Annotated in this window: 19 protein-coding genes, 1 other RNA gene and 3 pseudogenes; 10 read left to right on the top strand and 13 right to left on the bottom strand. The window is 73.2% G+C overall.

Annotation, left to right across the window (positions count from 1 at the left end; translation table 11 throughout):
- Positions 1 to 92 precede the first annotated feature (92 nt).
- Positions 93 to 2,495, bottom strand: coding sequence for a TOMM precursor leader peptide-binding protein (locus ORI94_RS05240; RefSeq protein WP_266072897.1), 2,403 nt, complete (start codon positions 2,493 to 2,495; stop codon positions 93 to 95).
- Positions 2,492 to 2,728 (bottom strand): hypothetical protein, encoded by a 237-nt coding sequence (locus ORI94_RS05235; protein ID WP_266072894.1) that lies wholly within the window; start codon positions 2,726 to 2,728, stop codon positions 2,492 to 2,494. Before ORI94_RS05235 ends, ORI94_RS05240 begins: the two co-directional genes overlap by 4 nt.
- A gap of 300 nt (positions 2,729 to 3,028) precedes the next feature.
- On the opposite strand from ORI94_RS05235, the gene ORI94_RS05230 reads away from it, so the two are divergent.
- Together ORI94_RS05230 and ORI94_RS05225 are read left to right on the top strand one after the other, a co-directional pair.
- Positions 3,029 to 3,820 (top strand): AfsR/SARP family transcriptional regulator, encoded by a 792-nt coding sequence (locus ORI94_RS05230; RefSeq protein ID WP_266072893.1) that lies wholly within the window; start codon positions 3,029 to 3,031, stop codon positions 3,818 to 3,820.
- A gap of 142 nt (positions 3,821 to 3,962) precedes the next feature.
- Complete coding sequence (locus ORI94_RS05225; RefSeq protein ID WP_266072892.1) at positions 3,963 to 5,552, top strand: acyl-CoA carboxylase subunit beta; 1,590 nt, start codon at positions 3,963 to 3,965, stop codon at positions 5,550 to 5,552.
- A gap of 463 nt (positions 5,553 to 6,015) precedes the next feature.
- Here the strand turns inward: ORI94_RS05225 and ORI94_RS05220 are convergent, their stop codons facing one another.
- A complete protein-coding gene (locus tag ORI94_RS05220) occupies positions 6,016 to 6,747 on the bottom strand; it encodes a hypothetical protein (RefSeq protein ID WP_266072890.1) in 732 nt (243 codons plus the stop codon).
- 681 nt (positions 6,748 to 7,428) lie between these two features.
- Between ORI94_RS05220 and ORI94_RS05215 the strand changes: the two genes are divergently transcribed.
- Complete coding sequence (locus ORI94_RS05215; RefSeq protein ID WP_266072889.1) at positions 7,429 to 7,791, top strand: DUF1304 domain-containing protein; 363 nt, start codon at positions 7,429 to 7,431, stop codon at positions 7,789 to 7,791.
- Positions 7,792 to 7,796: 5 nt separating this feature from the next.
- Positions 7,797 to 8,354, top strand: a complete 558-nt coding sequence (locus ORI94_RS05210; protein ID WP_266073221.1) for a TetR/AcrR family transcriptional regulator — start codon at positions 7,797 to 7,799, stop codon at positions 8,352 to 8,354.
- A gap of 151 nt (positions 8,355 to 8,505) precedes the next feature.
- On the opposite strand, the gene ORI94_RS05205 is transcribed toward ORI94_RS05210, so the two are convergent.
- The 7 genes and pseudogenes from ORI94_RS05205 to ORI94_RS05175 all read right to left on the bottom strand — a co-directional run bounded on the left by ORI94_RS05205 (position 8,506) and on the right by ORI94_RS05175 (position 13,905).
- A complete protein-coding gene (locus tag ORI94_RS05205; protein ID WP_266072887.1) occupies positions 8,506 to 10,170 on the bottom strand; it encodes a serine/threonine-protein kinase in 1,665 nt (554 codons plus the stop codon).
- Between the two features lie 696 nt (positions 10,171 to 10,866).
- An RNA gene (rnpB, locus tag ORI94_RS05200) (RNase P RNA component class A) lies at positions 10,867 to 11,268 on the bottom strand.
- 117 nt (positions 11,269 to 11,385) lie between these two features.
- A pseudogene (locus ORI94_RS05195) lies at positions 11,386 to 11,817 on the bottom strand (EamA family transporter); the annotation flags it as partial.
- Positions 11,806 to 12,042 (bottom strand): annotated as a pseudogene (locus tag ORI94_RS05190) (AraC family ligand binding domain-containing protein); the annotation flags it as partial. The pseudogenes ORI94_RS05195 and ORI94_RS05190, both read right to left, overlap by 12 nt.
- Positions 12,043 to 12,097: 55 nt before the next feature.
- Positions 12,098 to 13,006 (bottom strand): DUF3800 domain-containing protein, encoded by a 909-nt coding sequence (locus tag ORI94_RS05185; RefSeq protein WP_266072885.1) that lies wholly within the window; start codon positions 13,004 to 13,006, stop codon positions 12,098 to 12,100.
- 129 nt (positions 13,007 to 13,135) lie between these two features.
- On the bottom strand, positions 13,136 to 13,297 hold the full coding sequence (locus ORI94_RS05180; RefSeq protein WP_266072884.1) for a hypothetical protein: 162 nt from the start codon (positions 13,295 to 13,297) through the stop codon (positions 13,136 to 13,138).
- Between the two features lie 16 nt (positions 13,298 to 13,313).
- Positions 13,314 to 13,905: pseudogene (locus tag ORI94_RS05175) on the bottom strand (Uma2 family endonuclease).
- Positions 13,906 to 14,069: 164 nt separating this feature from the next.
- Here ORI94_RS05175 and ORI94_RS05170 point away from each other — a divergent pair.
- The 4 genes from ORI94_RS05170 (at position 14,070) to eda (ending at position 17,059) form a co-directional block, all read left to right on the top strand.
- Complete coding sequence (locus tag ORI94_RS05170) at positions 14,070 to 14,849, top strand: MerR family transcriptional regulator (protein ID WP_266072883.1); 780 nt, start codon at positions 14,070 to 14,072, stop codon at positions 14,847 to 14,849.
- A complete protein-coding gene (locus ORI94_RS05165; RefSeq protein WP_266072881.1) occupies positions 14,846 to 15,475 on the top strand; it encodes a hypothetical protein in 630 nt (209 codons plus the stop codon). The genes ORI94_RS05170 and ORI94_RS05165 overlap by 4 nt, the downstream gene beginning before the upstream one ends.
- A gap of 22 nt (positions 15,476 to 15,497) precedes the next feature.
- A complete protein-coding gene (yaaA, locus tag ORI94_RS05160; RefSeq protein WP_266072879.1) occupies positions 15,498 to 16,280 on the top strand; it encodes a peroxide stress protein YaaA in 783 nt (260 codons plus the stop codon).
- A 98-nt stretch (positions 16,281 to 16,378) separates the two neighbouring features.
- Positions 16,379 to 17,059, top strand: coding sequence for a bifunctional 4-hydroxy-2-oxoglutarate aldolase/2-dehydro-3-deoxy-phosphogluconate aldolase (gene eda, locus ORI94_RS05155; RefSeq protein WP_266072878.1), 681 nt, complete (start codon positions 16,379 to 16,381; stop codon positions 17,057 to 17,059).
- A gap of 84 nt (positions 17,060 to 17,143) precedes the next feature.
- On the opposite strand, the gene ORI94_RS05150 is transcribed toward eda, so the two are convergent.
- From ORI94_RS05150 to ORI94_RS05140, 3 genes are all read right to left on the bottom strand, one after another.
- The gene (locus ORI94_RS05150; protein WP_266072876.1) at positions 17,144 to 18,835 is read right to left on the bottom strand and encodes a bifunctional RNase H/acid phosphatase; all 1,692 of its coding nucleotides are present in this window, start codon (positions 18,833 to 18,835) and stop codon (positions 17,144 to 17,146) included.
- A 68-nt stretch (positions 18,836 to 18,903) separates the two neighbouring features.
- Positions 18,904 to 19,647 carry a zinc ribbon domain-containing protein gene (locus ORI94_RS05145; RefSeq protein WP_266073219.1) on the bottom strand — a complete coding sequence of 248 codons (744 nt, stop codon included), beginning with the start codon at positions 19,645 to 19,647 and terminating at the stop codon, positions 18,904 to 18,906.
- On the bottom strand, positions 19,644 to 20,510 hold the full coding sequence (locus ORI94_RS05140) for a Nif3-like dinuclear metal center hexameric protein (RefSeq protein WP_266072874.1): 867 nt from the start codon (positions 20,508 to 20,510) through the stop codon (positions 19,644 to 19,646). Before ORI94_RS05140 ends, ORI94_RS05145 begins: the two co-directional genes overlap by 4 nt.
- Positions 20,511 to 20,705: 195 nt before the next feature.
- On the opposite strand from ORI94_RS05140, the gene ORI94_RS05135 reads away from it, so the two are divergent.
- Together ORI94_RS05135 and ORI94_RS05130 are read left to right on the top strand one after the other, a co-directional pair.
- A complete protein-coding gene (locus ORI94_RS05135) occupies positions 20,706 to 21,908 on the top strand; it encodes a hypothetical protein (protein ID WP_266072872.1) in 1,203 nt (400 codons plus the stop codon).
- A 97-nt stretch (positions 21,909 to 22,005) separates the two neighbouring features.
- Entirely contained in the window at positions 22,006 to 22,173 is a 168-nt protein-coding gene (locus ORI94_RS05130; protein ID WP_266072870.1) for a hypothetical protein, read from the top strand.
- Positions 22,174 to 22,242: the final 69 nt, after the last annotated feature.

The raw sequence follows: 22,242 nt of genomic DNA, 5'->3' as shown, positions 1-22,242 counted from the left end.
GTCGACTCCTCGCATGGATGTCGGGACTATGCGTGACCGAACTATATGCCGACCCTGCCGGGTCCGGGGCCGGTACAACACCTTCACGTGATCTACAACAGCAGTGGAAACGGGTTGAGTTGCTCGTAGGCGAGCGGCCGTGCGAGGTGGCCGAGACCCACCGGTACGTCGTAGAGCCGCCCCGGCGCGAACCGGGCGTAGAACGGGCGCAGCCCCGGCACCAGCACTTTCACCGCCGGAATCCCCACGTCCGGCCGGGTCTGGTCGAGCACCAGCAACTCCATGCCGTGCGCGGCCACCAGGGTGCGGATCTCCTCGATGTCGGCGAGCAGGTCGTCGTTGCGTCCGGACCACCGCCACGCGCCGGGAGTACGGGCCGGCTGCGTCGCGTCGGGCAGCAGGTGGGGCTGCTCGTCGGTCCGGGGGGTACGGGGTCCGGCGGCGGCTCCGGCGCCCCCCGGGCGGCCGGTGGGGGCGGTCGCCCGCGGGCCGGCGGCGGGCAGCATCTGGACCATCTCGGTGAGGGCGCGGCGCAGGGCGAGCCGCGGGTCGGGGTGCGCCCCGAACCCGTACAGGACGGGCGCGGCCGTGTCCGTGCCCCCGGCGCCCCGGGAGACCGCCGCCATCACGGGGACGCCCAGGTCGGAGGTGAGGTCGAGGGCCCACACCTGGCGCCCGGCCCGGCCGAGGGCGTCGCGCAGGCCGCTCAGCCACGGCTCGTCGAAGGCGTCCAGGTCGACGCCGGGCAGCCGCAGGCGGTTGTACCACCACAGGGCCACCGCGTCCCGTTCGACCAGTTCGAGGAACCCCTGCACCAGGGCGTCCTCCAGGCTGCTTCCGGCCGCGTTGCCGTTGGAGTCGGCCCACAGTCCGTCCCGGGTGCCACCGGACGAGGTGTCGAAGTACAGGGTGGCGGTGGGCAGCAGCCGCTGGGTGCCGGCGGTGAGGGACCACACCGGCGTCCACTCGGTGGGCGCCCCGGGGTCGAACGGCGCGCACACGTGGTGGAACGGCGTGTGGGAGGCGTTCCAGCGGTCGCGTTCGGCGTACTGGCGCTCGTGGAACAGCTGGTAGGTGTTGGGGTGGACGGCGGCCGGGCCGAGGCCGGTGAGCGAGTCGGTGAGCGTCAGCTCGTCGCCCTGGCGGGCTGCGGAGTAGCGTTCCACCGCCTCGCCCAGGGCGCTGGCCCGCGCCTCGACGGCGGTCGCCCCCTTGCCGGAGCTGCGGGACCTGAGCACCCGGCTCACCGCGGCGGGCGAGTGACCGCCGAGGGCGAGGTTGTGCCCGGAGTCGTAGGCGTGCAGTCCCTCGGGCATGCCGGCCATGGGGCGTACGTCCGTCACGATGCCGGTGACCGGTCCGACCAGGTGGCGGTGGCGGGCGAGGAGCTGCTCGGCGGACAGCGCCCGGTCGTTGCTGCCGGACCCGCCGGCCTTGGGACGGGACACCGGCACCACCGGGCGGCGTGTCCGCTCGGCGACGAGCGCGGGGTCGCCGCAGGACGGGCACTGCGGGCGTCTTCGTACCGGATGGTGGCCGGTGCGCAGGGTGAGGCCGTCCAGCACGCACACCGCCCGCTGTTCCGGACTCCGCAGTCCCGCCAGCCACTTGGCCGTCTCCAGCACGGCGCTGTGCAGCCCCAGGGCCCGCACCGCGGCCGGGGAGGGCGCGGGGCGCGGGACGGGAGCGGGGCACGGGGCCGCGCCGGGGCCGCCGGCTCCCCGGAGGTCGTCGAGGCCGAGGGCGCGGCGCGCGGTCAGTTCGCCCCGGCGGTGTTCACGCAGCCGGTGGGCGAGGCAGTCCCAGCAGGCGGCGGCGGCGTCACCCGGTTCGAAGACCGGTCCGGTCCACGGCTCGGCCGCGAACGGCCTGGCCAGCAGCCAGGGCCGGCCCTGCGTGCGCAACCGGGCTTCGACCGCGCGCAGTCCGGGCGCCAGGTAGTCCTCGCAGAGGACGAGTGCGAAGGGCGCGTCCGCGCCCTCCTCGTCGTCGACCGCGGTGATCGAGGAGGCACGGCAGGCGGCGCGCACCTCGTCGCGGTCCACGTCCCCCACGGTGATGAGCGCCACGGGCGTGCCGCGCACGGTGCCCTCGGCGACGAAGCCGTCCAGCCCGGCGCGGTCCCAGTAGGCCTCGGCGGGCTCGCGGTCGGAGTGCGGGGACGCGCAGCCGATGGCGGAAGCGGGGCCGGTGCCGGTGAGGCCGGCCGGGCACGGTGCGGTGTGGCGGTAGCCCACCAGATTGGCCTCGGCCAGACGCCGTACGACCCGGCCCGCCTCCTCGGCGGGCATGGCGGCCGCGGCGTCCCGGAGCAGTTCGGGCAGGGTACGGCTGCCGTCGAGGAGCGACACCAGGGCCTTCGCGCCCGCTCCCCGCACCGCCGTCACGTCCGTGTCGGACCACATGAACACAGCCTCCCCCGGAGCGGGCACGGCCCGTACATGGCGCTTGAGCGCCACGAACGGGCCGTGCCCCGGGGCCTGTACCTCGGTCACGCAGCGGTCGGCGCGTCGAGGAGCGCGGAGATGCACATGCACCACTCCGCCCCCGCCGGCTCCGCGAAGCTCAGGCTCTCGACGCTGACGGACTCCCCGCCCGCGCCGGCCGGTTCACCCGACGCCGCGCCGAACGCGCCGCGTACGGTGGTGAGTCCGGGCGTGAAGATGTCCTCGAGACCGGTACGAGTGGCCAGTTCCACGAAGTCCGCAAGCTTTTCGGTAACGTTCATGACAACCCCCTGCAGATGAACAAACCGGTGGACGGACGAAGCGGCGCACGCGCCGGCGACGTCCCCGCTGGGAACAGGCTGTGCCGAATCGAATGTGCGATCGGCGCCCGGTTCGGAAGTCTGCGGCCGGAATTCGCCGGTCCGTCAGTGTGCGGGTCATCGGCCTCCCATGAAATTTTCATGCCCGGGTTCGTGCTCCGCTCACTGGGCCGGGCGCGGTCCGCGGTGTGACGCTCATGAGACGGAAACCATATGGCCGCCACGCGTCACCGGTGGCCGTGGCCCAAGGGGGAGACACACATGGAGATCCAGGTCCTGGGCTCGCTCGCCGCGCAGGAACGCGGCGTCTCAGTGGTGCCGAGCGCGGCGAAGCCCCGCCAGCTGCTGGCCCTGCTCGCCCTGCACGCCGACCGGGTGGTGTCGGTGCCCACGCTGATGGAGGAGATCTGGGGCGAGCACATCCCCCGCAGCGCCTCCACCACCCTGCAGACGTACGTCCTCCAGCTGCGCCGCCGGATCACCGCCGCCCTCGACGGCGACCCGCGGCGGGCGAAGGACGTCCTGGTGACACGCTTCGGCGGCTATCTGCTCCAGGTGGAGCCGGGCAGGGTCGACGCCCACGAGTTCGAGCGGCTCGCCGTGAGCGGCGGTACCGCCTTCGAGGTCGGCGACTACCGGGCGGCCTCCGCCACACTGCGCCGCGCGCTCGCGCTGTGGCAGGGGCCGGCCCTGGTCGACGTACCGGCCGGCCCGGCGCTGGAGCTGGAGGTGCTGCGGCTGACCGAGGAGCGCACCACCGCCCTGGAGCGGCGCATCGAGGCGGACCTGCGGCTCGGTCGCTACGCCGAGGTGGTGCCCGAACTGCGGGTACTCGCCGCGCGCCACCCTCTCCACGAGGGGTTCTGCGGACAGTTGATGCGCGCTCTGCACCGAACGGGCGGCAGCTGGCGTGCGTTGGAGGCCTACCAGCGGCTGCGCGGCAGCCTCGTCCGCGAGCTGGGCCTGGAACCGTCCGGACCGCTCCGGGAGCTCCACCGGGCGGTCCTCTCCGGCGACCCGGACCACGCCCTGCAGCCGGCCGCGGCGGACTGACCCGCACCGCCTTCGGCCCCCCGGCCGGCCAGGGCGGGCCTCCCCGCACCCGCCGCCGTGCTCCCGACCGGTCCACCGCCGGTCGAGCCGCTCTCCAGGAGACGTGTCGGTGGCTTCGAGGGCCGGTCCCTACGGTGCCGCAATGACGACCTTCGACGAGCTCCTCGCTCTGCCGCCCGCTCCCGATCTGCGCCGTTCCACCGACGAGCTGACACGCCTGAAGGAGGAGCTGGGCCGGGGCCCCGACCCCGCGGCGACCCTGCGCCAGCATGCCAAGGGCAAGCTCACCGCGCCCGAGCGGCTGCGACTCCTCTTCGACGACGGCACGTTCACCGAGATCGAGCCCCTGCGCCGGCACCGCGCCACCGGCTTCGGCCTGGAGGACCGCAGGCCGCACGGCGACGGAGTCGTCATCGGATGGGGCCTGGTGCACGGCCGTACGGTCTTCGCCTACGCCCACGACTTCCGGGTCTTCGGCGGCGCCCTGGGCGAGGCACACGCCGAGAAGATCCACAAGGTGATGGACCTGGCCGAGGCGGCGGGTGCCCCGATCGTCGGGCTCAGCGACGGTGCCGGCGCACGCATCCAGGAGGGGGTCACGGCGCTCGCCGGATACGGCGGCATCTTCCGCCGCAACACCCGCTCCTCCGGGGTGATCCCGCAGATCAGCGTCGTCCTCGGCCCGTGTGCGGGCGGCGCCGCCTACTCCCCCGCCCTGACCGACTTCGTGTTCATGGTGCGCGGCACCTCCCAGATGTTCATCACGGGCCCGGACGTCGTCCAGGCCGTCACCGGCGAGCAGATCACCCATGACGGCCTCGGCGGCGCCGACGTGCACTCCTCGCTCTCCGGCGTCTCCGGCTTCGCCCACGACGACGAGGCCGAATGCCTGGCCGACGTCCGCCACCTGCTCTCGCTGCTCCCCCAGAACAACCGCGAACTGCCCCCCGCCGTACGGTCCGACGACCCCGCCGACCGCCGCACCGAGACGCTGGCGACGCTGGTCCCGGCCGACCCCCAACAGGCCTACGACATGCGCGGGGTGATAGAGGAGATCGTCGACGACGGCGACTACTTCGAGGTCCACGAGGCCTGGGCCCGCAACGTGGTGTGCGCACTGGCCCGGTTGGACGGCCAGGTCGTGGGCCTGGTCGCCAACCAGCCCGCCGCACTCGCCGGCGTCCTCGACATCCACGGCTCCGAGAAGGCCGCACGCTTCGTACAGACCTGCGACGCCTTCAACATCCCCCTGGTCACCCTGGTCGACGTCCCCGGCTTCCTGCCCGGCGTCGACCAGGAGCACGGCGGCATCATCCGTCACGGCGCCAAGCTCCTGTACGCCTACTGCAACGCGACCGTCCCCCGCATCTCCCTGGTCGTCCGCAAGGCCTACGGCGGCGCCTACATCGTCATGGACTCCCGCTCCATCGGCGCCGACCTGTCCTTCGCCTGGCCGACGAACGAGATCGCGGTGATGGGCGCGGAGGGAGCCGCCAACGTCGTCTTCCGCCGCGAGATCGCCGCCTCCGACGACCCGGGCGCCACCCGGGCCCGCCTGATCAAGGAGTACAAGGCCGGGCTGATGCACCCGTACTACGCGGCCGAACGCGGCCTGGTCGACGACGTCATCGACCCGGCGGAAACCCGCACGGTCCTCATCCGCTCCCTGGCCATGCTCCGCACCAAGAACGCCCGCCTCCCGGAACGCAAACACGGCAACCCGCCGATGTGATCCCGCGACGGACGAAGCACCGCGGGACACGGCACGGGCGACAGCCGACGGCCGACAGCACAGCCCGGACGTGACGGGGCCCGGGAGTCGTATCCAGCTCCCGGGCCCCTGGGGATGCCACCTCATTGCGCACGCCGGCGCGTTTAAGAGGAAGGATCAGTCATCAGGCCGTCGTGTTCTTCCTTTGAACTACCGCACCAGGCAGAGGTGCAGGCGAGAATTGAACTCGCATCCGACGGCAGTCGTCCTTCCCCGGTCGTTCCGGCGATCGGCGGCGATGCTGAGACTGGAGCGAGAGTCTGAGATTGATACGGCTTCCACGTGCGGAACGCCGTTTCTTCAGGCTGAACGTCAGTTTCAGCTTGCGCTCGTCGCGCGGACCGGTCCTCAGGTCCGGCCCGCGCCGTCGCGCACCCCCGCGCTCGCACGCGGGGGCGATCATGGAGGCTGCACAGGCCCGGCGTCAGCCGAACAGGTAGCCGAACACCGCGTCGCCGGCCCGCTGGTCGGTGACCTCGGTGGCGTTGGCCTCCTCGCGGGCGAACTTGACCGCCTGCTGGAGCTTCTCGACCCGCTCCACCAGCTCGTTCACCCGCCGCGCCGGAAGCGCCCCGGAGAACTTCACGGTCGTCCAGTACCCGATGGGCACGTCCTCGTAGTACACCTCGACCTGCGCCGGGTGCTTCTCGGTCGCCTCGGCCTTGACGTGGTTGCGGGGGACCTTCCTGGTACGGATCGTGCGGACCGGGTCCGTCTTCCACCAGTCCGTGGACGGGTCGTGGGACCAGGACTCGGCGGCGTCGAGCGTGGGGAGCTTCCGGACGAAGGCGTGCAGCTCGGTGAGCTGCTTCTCCAGGAAGAGGAGGTAGCCGACCGGGACTTCGGCGAGGACGGTCCGCCCCTCGACGGTGACGTCCGCGCGGGCCGTGCAATTCGCCCAGTCCTTGGTCGCCGTCACGTCGAACAGCCGGGTCAGCGAGGCCGCCATCTCGCGCAGCACGTCCTCGCCCTGCACCTGCACCCGCGTGGACTCGGGCGGCAGCTGCTCGCCCTCCTCGTCCTTGGGCTGGTACGTACGCGAGATCCCGGCGAGCAGCGCCGGCTTCTGCATCTTCTGGTGCGCCCCGTTGACGTCCTGGACGGCCTTGCTCTTGACGCCCTTTTCGACGGCGATGATCTGGTTCAGCCTGGTCATGTGATCCCCCTGAGAACACTCAGGAACCTAGCCGGTCGCCCCCTCTCCCGTCGCCGCATTTTCCGGCGGCCCGGACGGCGGTCCCCCGGGACCCCGGGGAGACGAGGGCGGGGCCAGGACACGACCCCCGACGGTCACGGAGCCGTCGTCGGGGACCTGAGCGCCGTGGGCCTCGCCCACGGGGCCGCGGGGCGGGGCGGGACGGGCTCCGCGCGGTGTGGAGGTGAAGCGCATCGCAAAGGCCCGGTCCGTGAGCGGGGCCGTGTGCTGAGGGGTGGTCGGGTGAGGCGTGCGGGTGGTGGGCCGGGCCGTGCCGATGGGGCCGACGGGAGGTCCATCCGTGCAGGTCATGGTTCGTCAGGGCGGCCCTCTCGGAGCGGAGCGTCTGACGCACGTGCGGTCGTGAGAGCCCTGCCGGTTCCTTCGGGACGACAGGGCTCTCACGTGTGCGGGGTGCCTGATCACCTCTCGGCCCCGTCCGGGGGGCGGTGTCACCGGGTCCCCAGCCGGCCGCGCGGGCGTCGGGCGGACTTCTCGCAGGCGGCCCGCATTTCCTTCTTGCGGTGGACACGCTGCAGCGGACGCGGACGCGGCGGTGGCTGTCACCCCACTCAGACTTAATGGACAGGGGTCCATATATATTGGACACCTGTCCATGACGCCTGGAGACGGGGGCACCCGATGGAGACGACCGCGAACGTGCTGGTGGGGCTGGTGGCCGCGCTGCACGCGTACTTCCTGGTTCTGGAGATGTTCCTGTGGGAGAGGGGGCCGGGCCGCAAGCTCTCCGGCTTCGACGCGGCCATGGCCCGTGCCACTGCCCCGCTCGCCGCGAACCAGGGCCTCTACAACGGGTTCCTGGCCGCCGGGCTGATCTGGGCTCTGATCGCGGAGGATCCGACCGGGTTCCGGGTCCAGGTCTTCTTCCTCGTCTGCGTGCTCGTCGCCGGACTGTACGGCGGACTCACCACCAACCGGCGGATCCTCATGGCCCAGGCAGCGCCCGGGGCCCTGGCGCTCGCCGCCGTTCTGCTCGCCCGGTGACCGACGTGCGGGCGGACCCCCGTACGGCACGGACGCGGGCCAAGCTGGGCCGGGCCCTGCTCGAGGAGTGCGCCCACCGGCCGTTGGCGGAGGTCAGCGTCGCCGCTCTGGTGCGCCGGGCGGGAGTCGGCCGCGCCACCTTCTACCTCCACTACGCCGACCTGGAGGCACTCGCCGTCGACGTGTGCGCCGATATCGTCCGCGAAGCCGTGGACGCCCTGCACGCGTGGCGCGGCACACCCGATCCCGGGAGCCCTCCGCCCGCCCTGCTCGCCTTCTTCGACCGTCTCGCCCCGCACGCCGGGCTCTACCGGGAACTGCTGCGCCCGGGCGGCAGCGGCCCCCTCGGCCGTGTCCTCCACCAGGATCTGCGCGCCCGCAGCCGCACCGAGCGCGCCCTGGCCGGTGCGCCGGAGCCGGACCTGGTGGCCTCGGCCGTGGCCGCGACCTTCACCGGAGTTCTCGCCGACTGGCTGCACGGCTCCATCGAGGCCACGCCCACCGGGATCGCGCAGCGGGTCTGGCGTCTGCTCATCAACCTGCACCGCACCCCGCTGCCCTGACCGGACGTGACGTGCGCGCTGCTGTCGCGCTGCCATGAGGTCGCGGCACACGCGACCGCCCGGCCGCAGGGGTCGCGCCGTGCCCCGCGCCCCCTTCGGGTGACCGGCCCCCGGGCACGGGGCCGAGGGACGGGAGCGGACGGGGGCCCCGTCACGGGGTGTGGGTGATCTCCACGGACACGGTCAGCTCGCCCTGGTTGTCCTGGAGGCAGCCTTCGCCGTCGTTGACGCGCAGTTCGACCATGCCGTCGCCGGCCGCCTGGAAGGTGACGGCGTCCCCGACGGGACGGACCTGCGCGTCCTGGGCACCGGACAGGCGCGTCAGGAGGGTGCCGAACGGCGCCTCGGGGTCGACCTTGCAGTCCTTCGCGAACTCCAGCTTCCGGTCGTTCTCCGCGTCGTAGCCGGTGGGCCCGGTCATGGGCATGGCCTTGCTGTCGACCGTCCACTCGCCCTCCCGGAACCGCACGGTGACGCTGTCGCCCTCCCGGACCACCGCCTCCTTCACCGGCTGCCAGCCCACGTCGGCCGCAACGACCTGCTCGGCAGAGGTCACCGCAGGTGGTTCCACGCCCTTCTCCTGCTCCTGCTCCCGGCCGTTCACCTTCTCCTGCCCCTGATCGGCCGCCTTCTCCTCCCGCCCCTGCTCCTTGGCCTGGAACGGGGGCGCGCCCACGAGGAACAGGCCGCCGCCCACCCCCACGGCGAGCGCGGCGGCACCGGCGAGTACCGGTCCCGGCCACTTCCGGCGGCGCCCCGGCCGGCGCCGCGCGGGCACCGGCACGGCGGTGTGGACCGCGGTGCCCCCGGCCCCGCCCGCGGCCCCGGCCCCACCCGCGGGCACGAGCAGGGTGTCCCCCGCCCGGACGGGCTGCCGGTGCAGGCCGGTGACGGTGTCCGCGCCGTTCACGGCACCGTCCGCGAACCGGGCCGCACCGGGATCGGCCGCGGGCAGCGGACCGGTGTCCGTCTCCCCCGCCGCGACCCGCCGCAGGGCGGCCGCCACGTCCCCGGCGGCGGGACGCGCGCCCGGCGCCTTGCGCAGCAGCGCCTCGACCACGGGGCGGAGCGGGCCGAGCTGCTCGGGGAGCACGGGCTCGTCGTACACGACCGCGTGCAGCGTCGCGGGGTACGCGGGCCGGAGGAAGGGGGACTGCCCGCCGCAGACCGTGACCAGGGTCGCGCCCAGCGACCACAGGTCGGACTCGGGCCCGGACTCCTGCGCCAGCGCCCGCTCCGGAGCCATGTACTCGATGGAGCCGACGAGCTGGCCGGTCGAGGTGAGGAACTCGCCGTCGTCCAGGGCGGCGATGCCGAAGTCGGTGAGCACGGCGCCGCCGTCCGGGCGGAGCAGCACGTTGCCCGGCTTGACGTCGCGGTGCAGTGTCCCGGCGACGTGAACGGCCCCGAGCGCGTCGAGCAGCTGGAGGCCGAGGGCCGCGGTGTACTGCGGGGTGAGGGGCCCGGTCCTGGCCACGTGGTCGGCGAGCGAGGGCCCCTGCACGAGCTCCATGACGATCCAGAGCCGGTCCTCGTACTCGACCAGGTCGTGGACACCGATCACATGGGGGTGCGGCACCCGGGCGACGGCACGCGCCTCACGGACCGCGCGGCGCATCCGCACCCGGTGCTCCTCGTCGCCGCCGGCGGCGATGTGCAGTTCCTTCGCGGCGACCTGACGGTCCAGCAGCTGGTCGTGCGCCCGCCAGACGGTGCCCATGCCGCCCCTGCCGAGCATGTCGTGCAGCAGATAGCGGTCGGCGATCAGGCGTCCGGAGCCCTGGTCCGCCTGCCGATCAGGAATACCGGACAGCACCGGTCCCTCACGTCCCCTTCGCTATTACGCCCGGCCCTTGACGACCGTCGCGGCCTCCACAGCGCCACAAACGGACAGGCCCGCGCCAGATCCGGGCAGCAAGAGAGGCGATGTCGACATCACCGACACCCTACTCGAATCCATTCTCCAACAGCCCATGGAACCGAGGCCCTTGTGCCGGGCATACGCGGCACGGGTCCGAGTCCACCGGGTCCGGCGTGGACGATCACCACCACGCCGGCCGGCTGCCCCGGTGTGGCCGTCCGGAACGAGGAGGGGCACGGCGCGGCAGCAGCGAGCCATGCCTCGATCACCACACCTCGCATCCCGGTGCGCCCCTTACCGGAATCCGCACAGAAAACGGACGCCACCCGGTCGGTTCGGTGCACGGCTTCTCCGAGGCCACTGGCAGCCCGGGGCGTCGACGGCGTGCGGGAAAGGCTGGTGTGGAACCAGCACACGGCGAAGGGCGAGCCGACCGACGGCCGCCACGAACCGGCTGAGCTACTCGGCAGAGGCGACATGAGCGAGATGTGGTCGGCGGACGGTCAGCGGTTGGACCGGTGCGTGACTGTGCAGCCGCTGACACCGCGGACGGCTGTCTCCGGGAAGCCGCGCCATCTCGATCCGCAGGACCCTGCCGTCCCCCGTTCGCCCGGGACGCACTGCTTCATGACCCGCAAAAAACGAAGGCGGCAGACGAGTCGGGCTGTACGCCGGGTTCTGTCGCCCGGTCGCCTCGCGGCGGCCGGGGAGACGGCCATCCATCTAGGGCCGGCGTTGCCGCCGGCCTCGTGCGGTCCACCCGCGGACTCGGGCGGGCAGCCCTCGAACATCCGCGCAGAAACACCGGGGTGTTTCCTTTTGACCTTGCTCCGGGTGGGGTTTACCTAGCCGCCTGAGTCGCCCCAGGCGCTGGTGGTCTCTTACACCACCGTTTCACCCTTACCGGGGGCCGGAGCCCTCGGCGGTCTGTTTTCTGTGGCACTGTCCCGCGGGTCACCCCGGGTGGCCGTTAGCCATCACCCTGCCCTGTGGAGCCCGGACGTTCCTCGGGAAGTCCCGCAAGGGACTCCACGCGGCCGTCCGCCCGGCTCGTCTGCCGTGCCGACCATGGTACCGGGCGTGAGCCCCGCTTCGGCGCGGCGGCCTCGCCAGGACCGAACCCGTGAGGATCAGGCCGAACGCGGTCAGGACCGTCGTCGTCAAGGGCTCGCCGAGGAGGAACACCCCGGCCGTCACGGCGACCGCCGGGTTGACGTACGTGATGACGCTCGCCCGGGTCGGCCCCGCCTCCCTGATCAGTCCCAGGAAGGCGACGAACGCGACCACCGTGCAGACGGCGCCCAGGGCCGCGAAGGAGATCAGGGCATCTCGGCCGAGGGCATCTCGGCCGGCCTCGTGAGTACCGCGGCCGGGGCGTGGACCAGGGCCGCGAGCGCCAGGCAGACGGCGGTGAGCCGGAGGGGCGGGACCTGCTTCAGATGACGGGCGGCGATCAGCGGGGCGACGGCGTAGCCCAGGACCGTCACCAGCACCTCCGCCAGTGAGCGGGCGTTGCCGCCGGTCAGGTGCGGGACGGCGAGGACGCCCACTCCCACCGGGCCGAGCCCCGGACCGGCGAGGCGGCCGGGCGCCGGTGTGCATCTCACCGGGTTCGAGGACGACGATGGTGCCGGGTCCGGAGACGATGCGCCCACCGCGGTACGCGAGGACCTCCAGGCCGCCGACGGTGACGCCGACCGTGAACTCGTCGTGGGCGTGCGGGGCGTACCCGTGCCGGTCGAAGCACGTGGTGAGCAGGTCGGCCGACGGCCCGCAGCGCCCGAGCCGCGCCCCGGCCCAGCCGGCCTGTTCCCGTACGTTCGTCACCCGGCACTCCCGGCCGCAGGGGATCAGAGGAAGTCGGCGGTGTCCGGGTCGGATTTCACGACTCGGTCACGGCAGGGGCGGCGGGAGGCTGCTGAGTGGGAATGAGCGCCGTCGGCACGGGCGCCCGCTCGGCGACCCGGAACAGTTCCGCCGCCGACCGCCCGCGTCGCCGGTCCGACACCACGACTCCACCCGTCCACTTGCCCGTTGCCGTCCGGTACCGATGCTGCAGTTCACCCACACGAGGGCAGTGGCGATCCCTTATGGCCGCGTAGGCGGGATGGCAGTGGGTGTTCCACGTCAGGTCCTCCGCGTAGGTGGCGCAGGCCGCCGGGAAGAGGACGGCGGAGACCAGCAGGTCGGCGATCTGCAGGCCGATGTGGGAGTCGCTGTGGCCGAACACCGGCGACTCGGCGAGGTGCGGCATCAGGTCGCCGCCCACCCGGAACTTCCGGGTCGTGACGCAGTGGACGTTGTCGACGTTCTTGCTCTTCGTACGACTGTCGAGGATCACCACACCCCGGCCCTCGCGCCCGGCGAGGAAGTGCTCGAAGTGGGCGCAGAGGGAGGCGACCGACGCGCCGTACATCGCGTCCTCCGCGTTGGTGACGCCGTCCTGCTTGACGCAGATCTTGGCCAGCACCCGGCAGTCGTGGCGCTCCAGCATCGTCAGCAGCTTGTCGATCAGACCGTGCGCCATGCGGGCCTGGTTGCGGTTGCCGTTGCGGAGGTGGGACCGGATGCTCGAGCCCTTGATCTCGGTGCGGATGACCTCGCTCAGTTTGACGGCAGTCCGCAACGTGGGGCGGAACCGCTTCTTCAGGTTGATGAAGTCCCAGGTGAGAGCGCGCAGTGCGGACTCTTCGACGACGATGCCACCGATGACCATGACCGGTGGCGCTTCCGGCGTGGAGGGGTCGACCGTCTGGCCGTCGCCGGACTCGTCGACATAGCACAGGTACAAACTTTCCTCCGCCGGAAACAACTATGGCCGCCCCGGAATCCTGACGGGCGGCCATAGGGGTTGCTGCGCTGGGCGCAGCCTTGTTTTGATGCTGGACCCAGCCTACGACGCCTCCCCGTGCACGCACAACTACGGATTGTCATTCAGCTGCTGCCCGGCGGCCGTCTTCCAGGCATGGGCGAAGCACTCGGCGGCGCACACGGTCGGCCAGTTCACCGCCGACGTGGCACCGGGCAGGGGCAGGGCTCTCGGCGCCGCGGCCAGGACCACCGCGGTCGCCCTGCGCACCACGCCCGGCCGCGGGGGATCAGAGGAAGTCGGCGGTGTCCAGGTCGAACGCGAAGGGGGCGGGGAGGGACAGGGTCTTCCCCAGAGGGCGGGTGCAGGCCTCCCGGTAGTCATCGCGGTAGTCGTCACGTTCCGGGGCGCTGAACAGGGTGATCGAGGAGGCTTCGCGGTCGACGAGGAGGTAGAGGGGGATGCCGCCTCGGGCGTAGCAGCGGCGTTTGGTCTCGCGGTCGGTCTTCGGCTTGGAGGAGGTCACCTCAAGGACCAGGGCGACCCCGTCACAGGGCATCCAGGAATCGGCTCCCCGGTAGAGCCGTAGCTCCCTTGGGGCGAAAGTGCCCCTCCGGGATCAGGCGGTCCTTCGGACAGCCACCACCGCTCCGCAGCTTCAGCCCCTTGTTCCCGGAGAACTGCATCCTGATCCGGGAACGCTCGAGGACCTGCTCCACGATCAGTCCGATGCAGTCCTCGTGATCCCCGTCCGGCGGCGGCGTCACAACGATCTCCCCCTCGATCAGCTCCGCCCGGAAACCTTCCGGGGTGTCCAGGGCGAGAAAGCCCTCCAGCAGGACGTCTTCCTGCGTGAGCGGCTCGTGGGCCATGGCAGTCATGTCACGCCCCTCCTTCTGTCGCCCGTCAGACTGGGACATCGGCTGATCACCTGTCCGTGATATCGGGAATCGTCCACTCGACCGTGGCACAGGCTCACGGCCCTCGTCAGGTGCCACGGCCGCCGGCTTGACCCTGCCGCGACGTCAACGTCTCTACTGGAGTCATGCGGATCGGAGAACTCGCCGCGGCCGTCGGTGTCACCACGCGGGCCGTGCGGCACTACCACCACCTGGGGCTGCTGCCGGAGCCGGAGCGGCGGGCCAACGGGTACCGGGACTACACGCTGCGGCACGCCGTCGTGCTGGCGCGGATCAGACGGCTGACCGAGCTGGGGCTCGGGCTGGCCGAGGTGCGGGACGTGCTCGCGGACGACGCCGGCAAGGACCTCGTCGAGGTGCTGACCGAGCTGGACGAGGACCTGGCACGGCAGGAGGCGGCGCTCCGGGACCGCCGGGCGCGGCTGCGGGCGTTGCTGGAGACGGAGGGCGGGCCGACCACCGAGGGGCCCGTCTCCCCCGAGCTGGCCGCGCTGTTCCGGGAGGTGTCGGGTCTGTCCGACTCTCCCATGGCCGCCAGGGACCGCGAGATGCTCGCCCTCGTCGAGACCGCGGCGCCCCCGGAGCAGCGGGAGCAACTGATGGGCCTGCTCACCGGGTTCATGAAGGTGCCGGGCGGGGTGGAGCGCGTGCTCGCCGCCTACGCGCTGCTCGACGAACTCGCCGACGCCGAACCGGACGACCCCCGCGTGGACGAGGCGGCCCGCGTCCTCGCCGAGTGCCTGCCCGCCGGCCTGTTCCCGGAGGGGGCGCCCTCACTCGGCCAGGAGAACACTTTCCTGCGTGCCATGTACGCGGACTTCCCCCCGGCCCAGGCGGAGGCGGTCCGCCGGGCCCTGCGGATCATCACGGAGGAGCGGACGGAACGGACGGAGCTGACGACATGACCGGCGGCGTGCGGGTGGGCCAGGCCCTTGTCCGGCATGAGCTGCGGTTGGTGGTGAGCCTCGTGCTGTGGCTGGCGCGGCGGACGCATGGCGTCGGGGGCGGGACGGCCTTCGGGTACACGCGGGGGCAGGGCGCGGTCATGTTCGGGCTCGCGTTCGTGTGCGTCGTCGAGACGGTGGCGTTGTCGGTGCTGCTGCTCGACTGGCCGGTTGTCCACGCGGTGGTGCTGTTCCTGGACGTGTACACCGTCGTGTTCGTCGTCGCGCTGCACGCCGCGAACGTCGTACGGCCCCACGTGCTGGACCCGGACTCCGGCACGCTGCGGATCCGCCGGGCCGTCCACGTCGATCTGCGGATACCGTTGGAGCGGATCGCCTCCGTGCGGCGTGAGCTGCGGATGAGCCATGAACCGGCCGACGGGGAGCTGAACCTCGAGGTCGGTTCGCAGACCACGGTCACGCTGGAGCTCACGGAACCGGTCACCCACGTCACCCTCTTCGGGCGGCGCCGGGAGATGCGCCTCGTGCGGTTCCATGCCGACGCGTCCGACGTGCTGGTCCGGGCGCTGACCACGGGGCGGTGGGCCGATCGGGCGCAGGGCCCGGCACCGTACCCTGGCGGCTGAGCTCTACCGTGAGGAGTACCGCGTGCTTGTCCTGCTGCCGCCGTCCGAAGGCAAGGCCGCTTCCGGCCGCGGCGCCCCGTTGAAGCCCGAGTCCCTGTCGCTGCCGGGGCTGGCAGGTGCCCGGGAGGCCGTTCTCGCCGAGCTGGTGGAGCTGTGCGCCGGTGACGAGGACAAGGCGCGTGAGGTGCTGGGGCTGAGCGAGGGGCTGCGGGGCGAGGTCGCGAAGAACCTGGAGCTGCGGACCGCCGGGGCCCGGCCCGCCGGGGAGATCTACACCGGGGTGCTCTACGACGCCCTGGCCCTGGCCTCCCTCGACGCGGCCGCCCAGCGCGGGGCCGCCCGTTCGCTGCTGGTGTTCTCGGGGCTGTGGGGCGCGGTCCGGGTCACCGACCGGATTCCCTCCTACCGCTGCTCGATGGGCGTACGGCTGCCGGGGCTCGGGGCGCTGGGCGCGTACTGGCGTACGCCGATGGCCTCGGTGCTGCCGGAGGCGGCCGGCAGCGGCCTGGTGCTGGACCTGCGGTCGGCCGCGTACGCGACGGCGTGGAAGCCGAAGGGCGAGGTGGCCGCCCGGACGGCGACCGTGCGGGTGCTGCACGCGCCGACCCGCAAGGTGGTCAGCCACTTCAACAAGGCGACCAAGGGACGGATCGTGCGCAGTCTGCTGACGGACGGGGCCGCGCCGGAGGATCCCGCCGCGCTGGTGGAGGCGTTGCGGGACCTCGGGTACGTGGTGGAGGCGCGGGCACCGGCCCGTGCGGGGACACCGTGGGCGCTGGACGTGCTGGTGGACGAGGTGCACTGACGGCAGAGAGGTGCACTGACGACAGAGGGGATACCGTTGCGTTGCACCCTGCGCAACACCCTTTGCGCAGGGTGCTTTGCCGCGGGCAGGATGTCGCCATGAGCTCCCCCCTGCCCTCATCGACACCCGCCCCCGCCCCCGCTGCCACCGCATCCGTACTGGATCTCGCGTCCGTCGTGCCGGTCGTCGTGGTCGAGGACGCCGCCGACGCCGTACCGCTGGCGCGGGCGCTGGTCGCCGGTGGGCTGCCCGCGATCGAGGTGACCCTGCGGACACCCGCCGCCCGGGATGCCCTCCGCGCGATCGCCGCCGAGGTGCCGGACGCGGTGGTCGGGGCCGGCACGGTGATCACGCCGGGGCAGGTGCGCGAGGTGGTGGCGGCCGGGGCGCGGTTCCTGGTCAGTCCGGGCTGGACGGACGTCCTGCTGGAGTCGATGCGGGCGTCCGGGGTGCCGTTCCTGCCGGGGGTCTCGACGGTGTCGGAGGTCGTGGCGCTGCTGGAGCGCGGGGTGCGGGAGATGAAGTTCTTCCCGGCGCGGGCCGCGGGCGGCACGGCGTACCTGAAGGCGATCGCCGGGCCGCTTCCGCAGGCCCGTTTCTGCCCGACCGGAGGGATCGGACCGGACTCCGCGCCGGACTATCTCGCGCTGCCCAACGTCGCCTGCGTGGGAGGGAGTTGGATGCTCCCGGCGGACGCGGTGGCGGCGCGCGACTGGGCCCGGGTCGAGCGGCTGGCCCGCGCCGCGGCGGACCTCTCGGCGGGCGGGGCGGCTCGCTGACGCGATGGCGCTGCCCTGCCGACACGCTGCCCTGCCGACGTCGGCAGGGCTGCCTCCGTCGGCGCCTGCGGGCGGGCGGCTCGACTAGCGCAGGTGGGACGTGTCGTTGAAGAGGCGGACGCTGGCGTTGCCGTCGGCGTAGTACGCCACCGCCGTCAGCGAGGCCGCCGACAGTTCCATCCGGAACAGGGCCTCGGGCGGGGCGCCCAGGGCGAGGCGTACGAGGGTCTTGATCGGGGTCACGTGGGTGACGAGCAGGACCGTGCGGCCTGCGTACGCGGCGACCAGCCGGTCCCGGGCGGCCGCGATCCGGGTCGCGGTGGCCGCGAAGCTCTCGCCGCCGCCGGTGGGTTCGGCGTCCGGGGAGGAGAGCCAGGCGTTCAGGTCGTCGGGGTGGCGCTCGCGCACCTCGGCGAAGGTGAGGCCCTCCCATGCGCCGAAGTCGGTCTCGCGCAGTCCGTCGTCGACGGTGACCTCGAGCCCCAGGCGGGCGGCGACGACGCCCGCGGTCTCGCGGGCACGGGCGAGGGGGGAGGCGACGATCGCCTGAACCGTGCCGCGCCGGGCGAGTCCGGCGGCGGTCCTCTCGGCCTGCTCACGGCCGACGTCGGAGAGGGAGGGGTCGCTGCCGCCGCTGCCGGAGAACCGTTTCTGGGGGGTGAGCGGGGTCTCGCCGTGCCGCAGGAGCACGAAGGTGGCCGGCGGTCCCATGTCCGCGGGCGCCCACCCCGAGGAGGGGGTGGCAGCCGGTGCCGGCCCGGTGCCGCGGGCGGTGTCCGTCTCCGTGCCGGGGGCGGCCACGGCCTGCGCGGCCCGCACGTCAGCGGCGGTCTTTCCGACGGGAGCGGTGCCCGCATCGGCGGCGAGGCCGACCTCGGACTCGCCGGTCCCCCGCACGCCTGCCCCCGGGCCGGAGGCGGAGGCCGGGGCCGGCACCGCGCGGGCCCGGGGCGCGCGCGTCACCGCGTCCCCGGGCGGGCCCGACCGCCCGGCTGCCGCCGGCCGTGCGCCCTGCGTGTTCGATGCGGCCCGCACGTCAGCGGTGGCCTTCCCGGCAGGGGCGCCGCGCTCCTCCCCACCGGCGGCATCCGCCCCCCGCACACCGCCCTCCCCGAGCGATCCGGACGGCTCGACTACTGCCGGCCGCCCTCCCTGCGTGTTCGATGCGGCCCGCACGTCAGCGGTGGCCTTCCCGGCAGGGGCGCCGCGCTCCTCCCCACCGGCGGCATCCGCCCCCCGCACACCGCCCTCCCCGAGCGATCCGGACGGCTCGGGTGGCTCGGGCGAATCGGGCGGCTCGGGTGTCGCCAGTCGCGCGGTCGGTGTGTCCAGTGCGGCGCGCGAGGCCGACGCGTTCCACGGCTCGCCCCGCTGCCCCGCGTCCATCGCCTCGTTCGCCAGCCGGTCCGCGTGTTCGTTCCGCTCGCGCGGGATCCACTCGTACGTGACCCGGCCCGGCGGGAAGACGCGGGCCGCCTCGGCCGCCAGCGGCTTCATGGCGGGGTGTCTGATCTTCCAGCGGCCCGACATCTGCTCGACGACGAGCTTGGAGTCCATCCGGACGTGGACCGTCGCCTCCGGGTCCAGCTCACGCGCGGCCCGCAGGCCGGCCAGCAGGCCCGAGTACTCGGCGACGTTGTTCGTGGTGGCGCCCAGGTACTCGGCCGCCTCCGCCAGCGTCTCCCCCGTCGCCGCGTCGCTGACCACGGCCCCGTAGCCGGCGGGTCCCGGGTTGCCCCGTGACCCGCCGTCCGCCTCGATGATGAACTCCCGCACCGGGAAAATCTCCTCGGTTCCCCTCGGTTCTTCTCAGATCTCCTCGGATCCCCCTCCAAGGGCTCCCCCTACAGGCCCGACTCCGACGTGCGGACCAGGATGCGGCGGCAGTTCTCGCAGCGCACCACGGTGTCGGGCGCGGCCCGGCGGATCTCGCTCAGCTCGGTGATCGCGAGTTCCTGGCGGCAGCCCTGGCAGCTGCGGGCGTACAGCTTCGCCGCGCCGATGCCGCCCTGCTGCTCGCGCAGCTTCTCGTACAGCTTGAGCAGGTCCGCGGGGACCGATCCGGCGACGACCGCGCGCTCCTTGGTGACCGTGGCGGCCTCGCCGTCGATCTCCGCGCAGGCCGCGTCCCGGCGGGCGGTCGCGTCGTCGATCCGCGACTGGACGGAGGTGACCCGCTCGGACAGTTCACCGACCCGCTCCTGCGCGGACTCGCGGCGCTCCATGACCTCCAGGACGATGTCCTCGAGGTCGCCCTGGCGCTTGGCGAGGGAGGCGATCTCGCGCTGGAGGTTCTCCAGGTCCTTGGGTGAGGAGACGGCGCCGGAGTCGAGGCGCTTCTGGTCGCGGGCGGCACGCTGGCGCACCTGGTCCACGTCCTGTTCGGCCTTGGTCTGCTCGCGGGCGCAGTCGCTCTCCTCGGTCTGCGCGGCCACGTACAGGTCGCGCAGCTGGGCGAGGTCCCGGGTCAGCGACTCGATCTCGGCGTGCTCGGGGAGCGACTTACGCTTGTACGCGAGCTGCTGGAGGCGGACGTCGAAGTCCTGGACGTCGAGGAGTCGGATCTGGTCGGCGGGCTCGGCGTTCAGTTGGGGGCTCCAGATGTATCGGGTTCGAAGGACGCCGCGTGGGCGGTCCAGGGGTCGGTGACCGTGGCGGAGACGTGGACCCGCAGGGCCCATCCGTGACGGTCGGAGATCGCGTCGAGCTGGGCCGCGGCCAGCTCGCACCAGGGCCACTCGGTGGCCCAGTGCGCCGCGTCGAGCAGCGCGGGCGAGCGGCCTGTGGCGTGCTCCGCCGCGAACTCCGACGCCGGGTGGTGGCGCAGGTCCGCGGTGAGGTAGGCGTCCACGGCGGCCGACCGGACGTGGGCGAAGAGGCTGTCGCCGGAGCCGCCGCTGACGGCGACCCTCCGCACGAGCGCCTCGGGGTCGCCGGCGACGCGGATGCCCTGCGCGGTGCGGGGCAGGCGCTCGGCGGCGCGGGCGGCGAGCTCGCGGACGGTCAGCGGGTGGTCCAGTTCGCAGACGCGGCCGAGCCCGCGGCGGCCCTCGGGGTCCGTGGTGTCCGGCACCAGGGGCCGTACGACGCGCAGGTCCAGGGCGCCGGCCAGGGCGTCGCTCACGCCGGGGTCGGCCGTGTCGGCGTTGGTGTGGGCGACGTGCAGCGCGACGTCGTTCCTGATGAGCGTGTGCACCACGCGGCCCTTGGAGGTGGAGGCCGCGACGGTGGTCGTGCCCCGCAGGTAGAGCGGGTGGTGGGTGACGAGCAGGTCGGCGCCCAGCTTCACCGCCTCGTCGACGATCTCCTGGACGGGGTCCACCGCGAACAGGACCCGGCCGACCTCCTGGTCGGGGTCGCCCGTGACGGTGCCGACCGCGTCCCAGGACTCGGCCCGCTCGGGGGGCCACAGGGTCTCCAGCGCGGTGATGACTTCAGACAGACGGGGCACACCGCAAGGCTACCTGCCCGTATGCCGCGGGAGTACCGGTGCGGGTGAGGGAACGGCGCCCGCCCCGGCCAGCACATACGCCTCCGTTTCCTCAGGGGAATCGTTCCCGGGACACCCTTATGTGTGAAGCGGGGTCCGGTGGGTCTCCCGGCCGCGCGTACGAAAACTACGTTCGTCGCCGGAGGTGACCGAACGATGACGATGTGTGCGATCGAGCCATCGACGGAGCGCGGGGACGCCGGGCACGAGGAGGGGGTGCCGGCGCCGCCGGGCTGCGTCCTCAGTGCCGACGGTTCCTACGGCGCGCGCCTCGCCCGCGCCGGCGACCGCCTGTTCCCGGAGCGCTGGACCCTGGACGGCCCCGAGCCCTACGCGGTGCCGCTGCCCGGGGGCCGCCCCGAGGAGCCCGGCACCGAGGTGCAGCCCATGGGCGACGGGCGGGTCCTCGTCCACCGGCCGGTGGACGGGAGGCACGTGTTCTGCCTGCTGTACCCGACCGGTCCCGGAACGGGCGAGGTGGCACTCGGCGCGGTCGCCTGCGCGGACGAGGGGACCCGGCTGCGGCTCCTGCCGCCCGCGCCGTGCGGACGGCGGGCGTACGCCCTCGCCGCGGGCCCGCGGTCGGCGGTTCTGTGGCTGGTGGCGGGCGGCACCTCCGGGCCCGAGCGCGTCGCCGAGGTGCCGGGCCGCTGCTCGGGCGGGGCGTGGCTGGACCGCGCCGGCCGGATGCTCGTCCTGGACCGGGAGGCCGGCGGGTGCACCAAGGCGGTCGTCGTGGACCTGGGGCGCGGGGGCGAGGTGTCACCGCTGCTGCAGATCGCCGAGGAGAGCGACGACCGGGTCCTGCTCGCCGACCCGGACAGCGGTCTGCTGCTGATCCGCTCGGACGCGCCCTCGCCGGGGCAGGGGCGGCTGGGCTGGGGGGTGCTGGGCAGCACGCTGCCGGTGCGCTTCCCGGAGTGCCTGCGGCTGCCGGACTGCGCGGTCACGCCGTTCGCGATCCAGCCCGGCCAGGCGCTGACGCCGGAGGGCTGCGCGGTGGCGCTGCGCGTCGACGGGGTGCTCGGCAGCTGGGTCGGGGTGTGGTGGCCGGCCCGGCGGCGGATGCATCATCTCCCGGCGCCCGAGGGGTGGCTGGCCGGGACCGGGCGGTGGACGGCGGGCGGGGAACTGCTCCTGCCGTGCGCCACCCCGGTGATGCCCTGCGCGGTGGCCGTACTGCACCCGCCCGGGCCGCAGCGGCAGGCGGGGCAGGAGCGGGGGAAGACCGGAAAGGGATCCTCCGCAGGGCCTGGACAGCCCTTTCCGGGCAGAGGGCCCGCGCCTTCGGCCACACCGGCCGCGCCCCGCCCCGTGCCCCTTCAACAGGCCCCCCTGGGAAGGCTGGTAACGAAGTAGCGGCGGTCCGCGTGGCCGCCTGGATCCACCCCCGGGTCCGCCGGTTAAACTCGCCCGGCTGTAGGAAAGATCATGTTTACGGGGTGAGTTCCTTCCGATGAACGACGCGAGCACGAACCAGGCGCAGGCCGCCGAGGGCGGGCAGACCGCCACGGGGCACGGCAAGCACCGCGGACCGGTGTCCCAGCAGGACGTCATGGCGGCCCCTCGCGGCCGCCACCGCAGGCCTGCCGAGGAGAAGGAGTCCGCGGAGGCGAGGGTCTGACGTCACGTCAGGGACTTTCCGCGGGCGCCGAACAGACGGGTGAGCGGCCCCGTTCGTCACACGACGAGC

The sequence above is a fragment of the Streptomyces sp. NEAU-W12 genome (genome assembly GCF_026242095.1).
In the GTDB taxonomy this organism is placed as follows: Bacteria; Actinomycetota; Actinomycetes; order Streptomycetales; family Streptomycetaceae; genus Streptomyces.
This window is presented reverse-complemented; position numbering and strand designations above follow the sequence as displayed.

Coding starts and splice junctions, on each gene's coding strand:
- ORI94_RS05235 (WP_266072894.1), bottom strand. CDS start 2,728: ATGAACGTTACCGAAAAGCTTGCGGACTTCGTGGAACTGGCCACTCGT.
- ORI94_RS05230 (WP_266072893.1), top strand. CDS start 3,029: ATGGAGATCCAGGTCCTGGGCTCGCTCGCCGCGCAGGAACGCGGCGTC.
- ORI94_RS05225 (WP_266072892.1), top strand. CDS start 3,963: ATGACGACCTTCGACGAGCTCCTCGCTCTGCCGCCCGCTCCCGATCTG.
- ORI94_RS05220 (WP_266072890.1), bottom strand. CDS start 6,747: ATGACCAGGCTGAACCAGATCATCGCCGTCGAAAAGGGCGTCAAGAGC.
- ORI94_RS05215 (WP_266072889.1), top strand. CDS start 7,429: ATGGAGACGACCGCGAACGTGCTGGTGGGGCTGGTGGCCGCGCTGCAC.
- ORI94_RS05170 (WP_266072883.1), top strand. CDS start 14,070: ATGCGGATCGGAGAACTCGCCGCGGCCGTCGGTGTCACCACGCGGGCC.
- ORI94_RS05165 (WP_266072881.1), top strand. CDS start 14,846: ATGACCGGCGGCGTGCGGGTGGGCCAGGCCCTTGTCCGGCATGAGCTG.
- eda (WP_266072878.1), top strand. CDS start 16,379: ATGAGCTCCCCCCTGCCCTCATCGACACCCGCCCCCGCCCCCGCTGCC.
- ORI94_RS05135 (WP_266072872.1), top strand. CDS start 20,706: ATGACGATGTGTGCGATCGAGCCATCGACGGAGCGCGGGGACGCCGGG.
- ORI94_RS05130 (WP_266072870.1), top strand. CDS start 22,006: ATGAACGACGCGAGCACGAACCAGGCGCAGGCCGCCGAGGGCGGGCAG.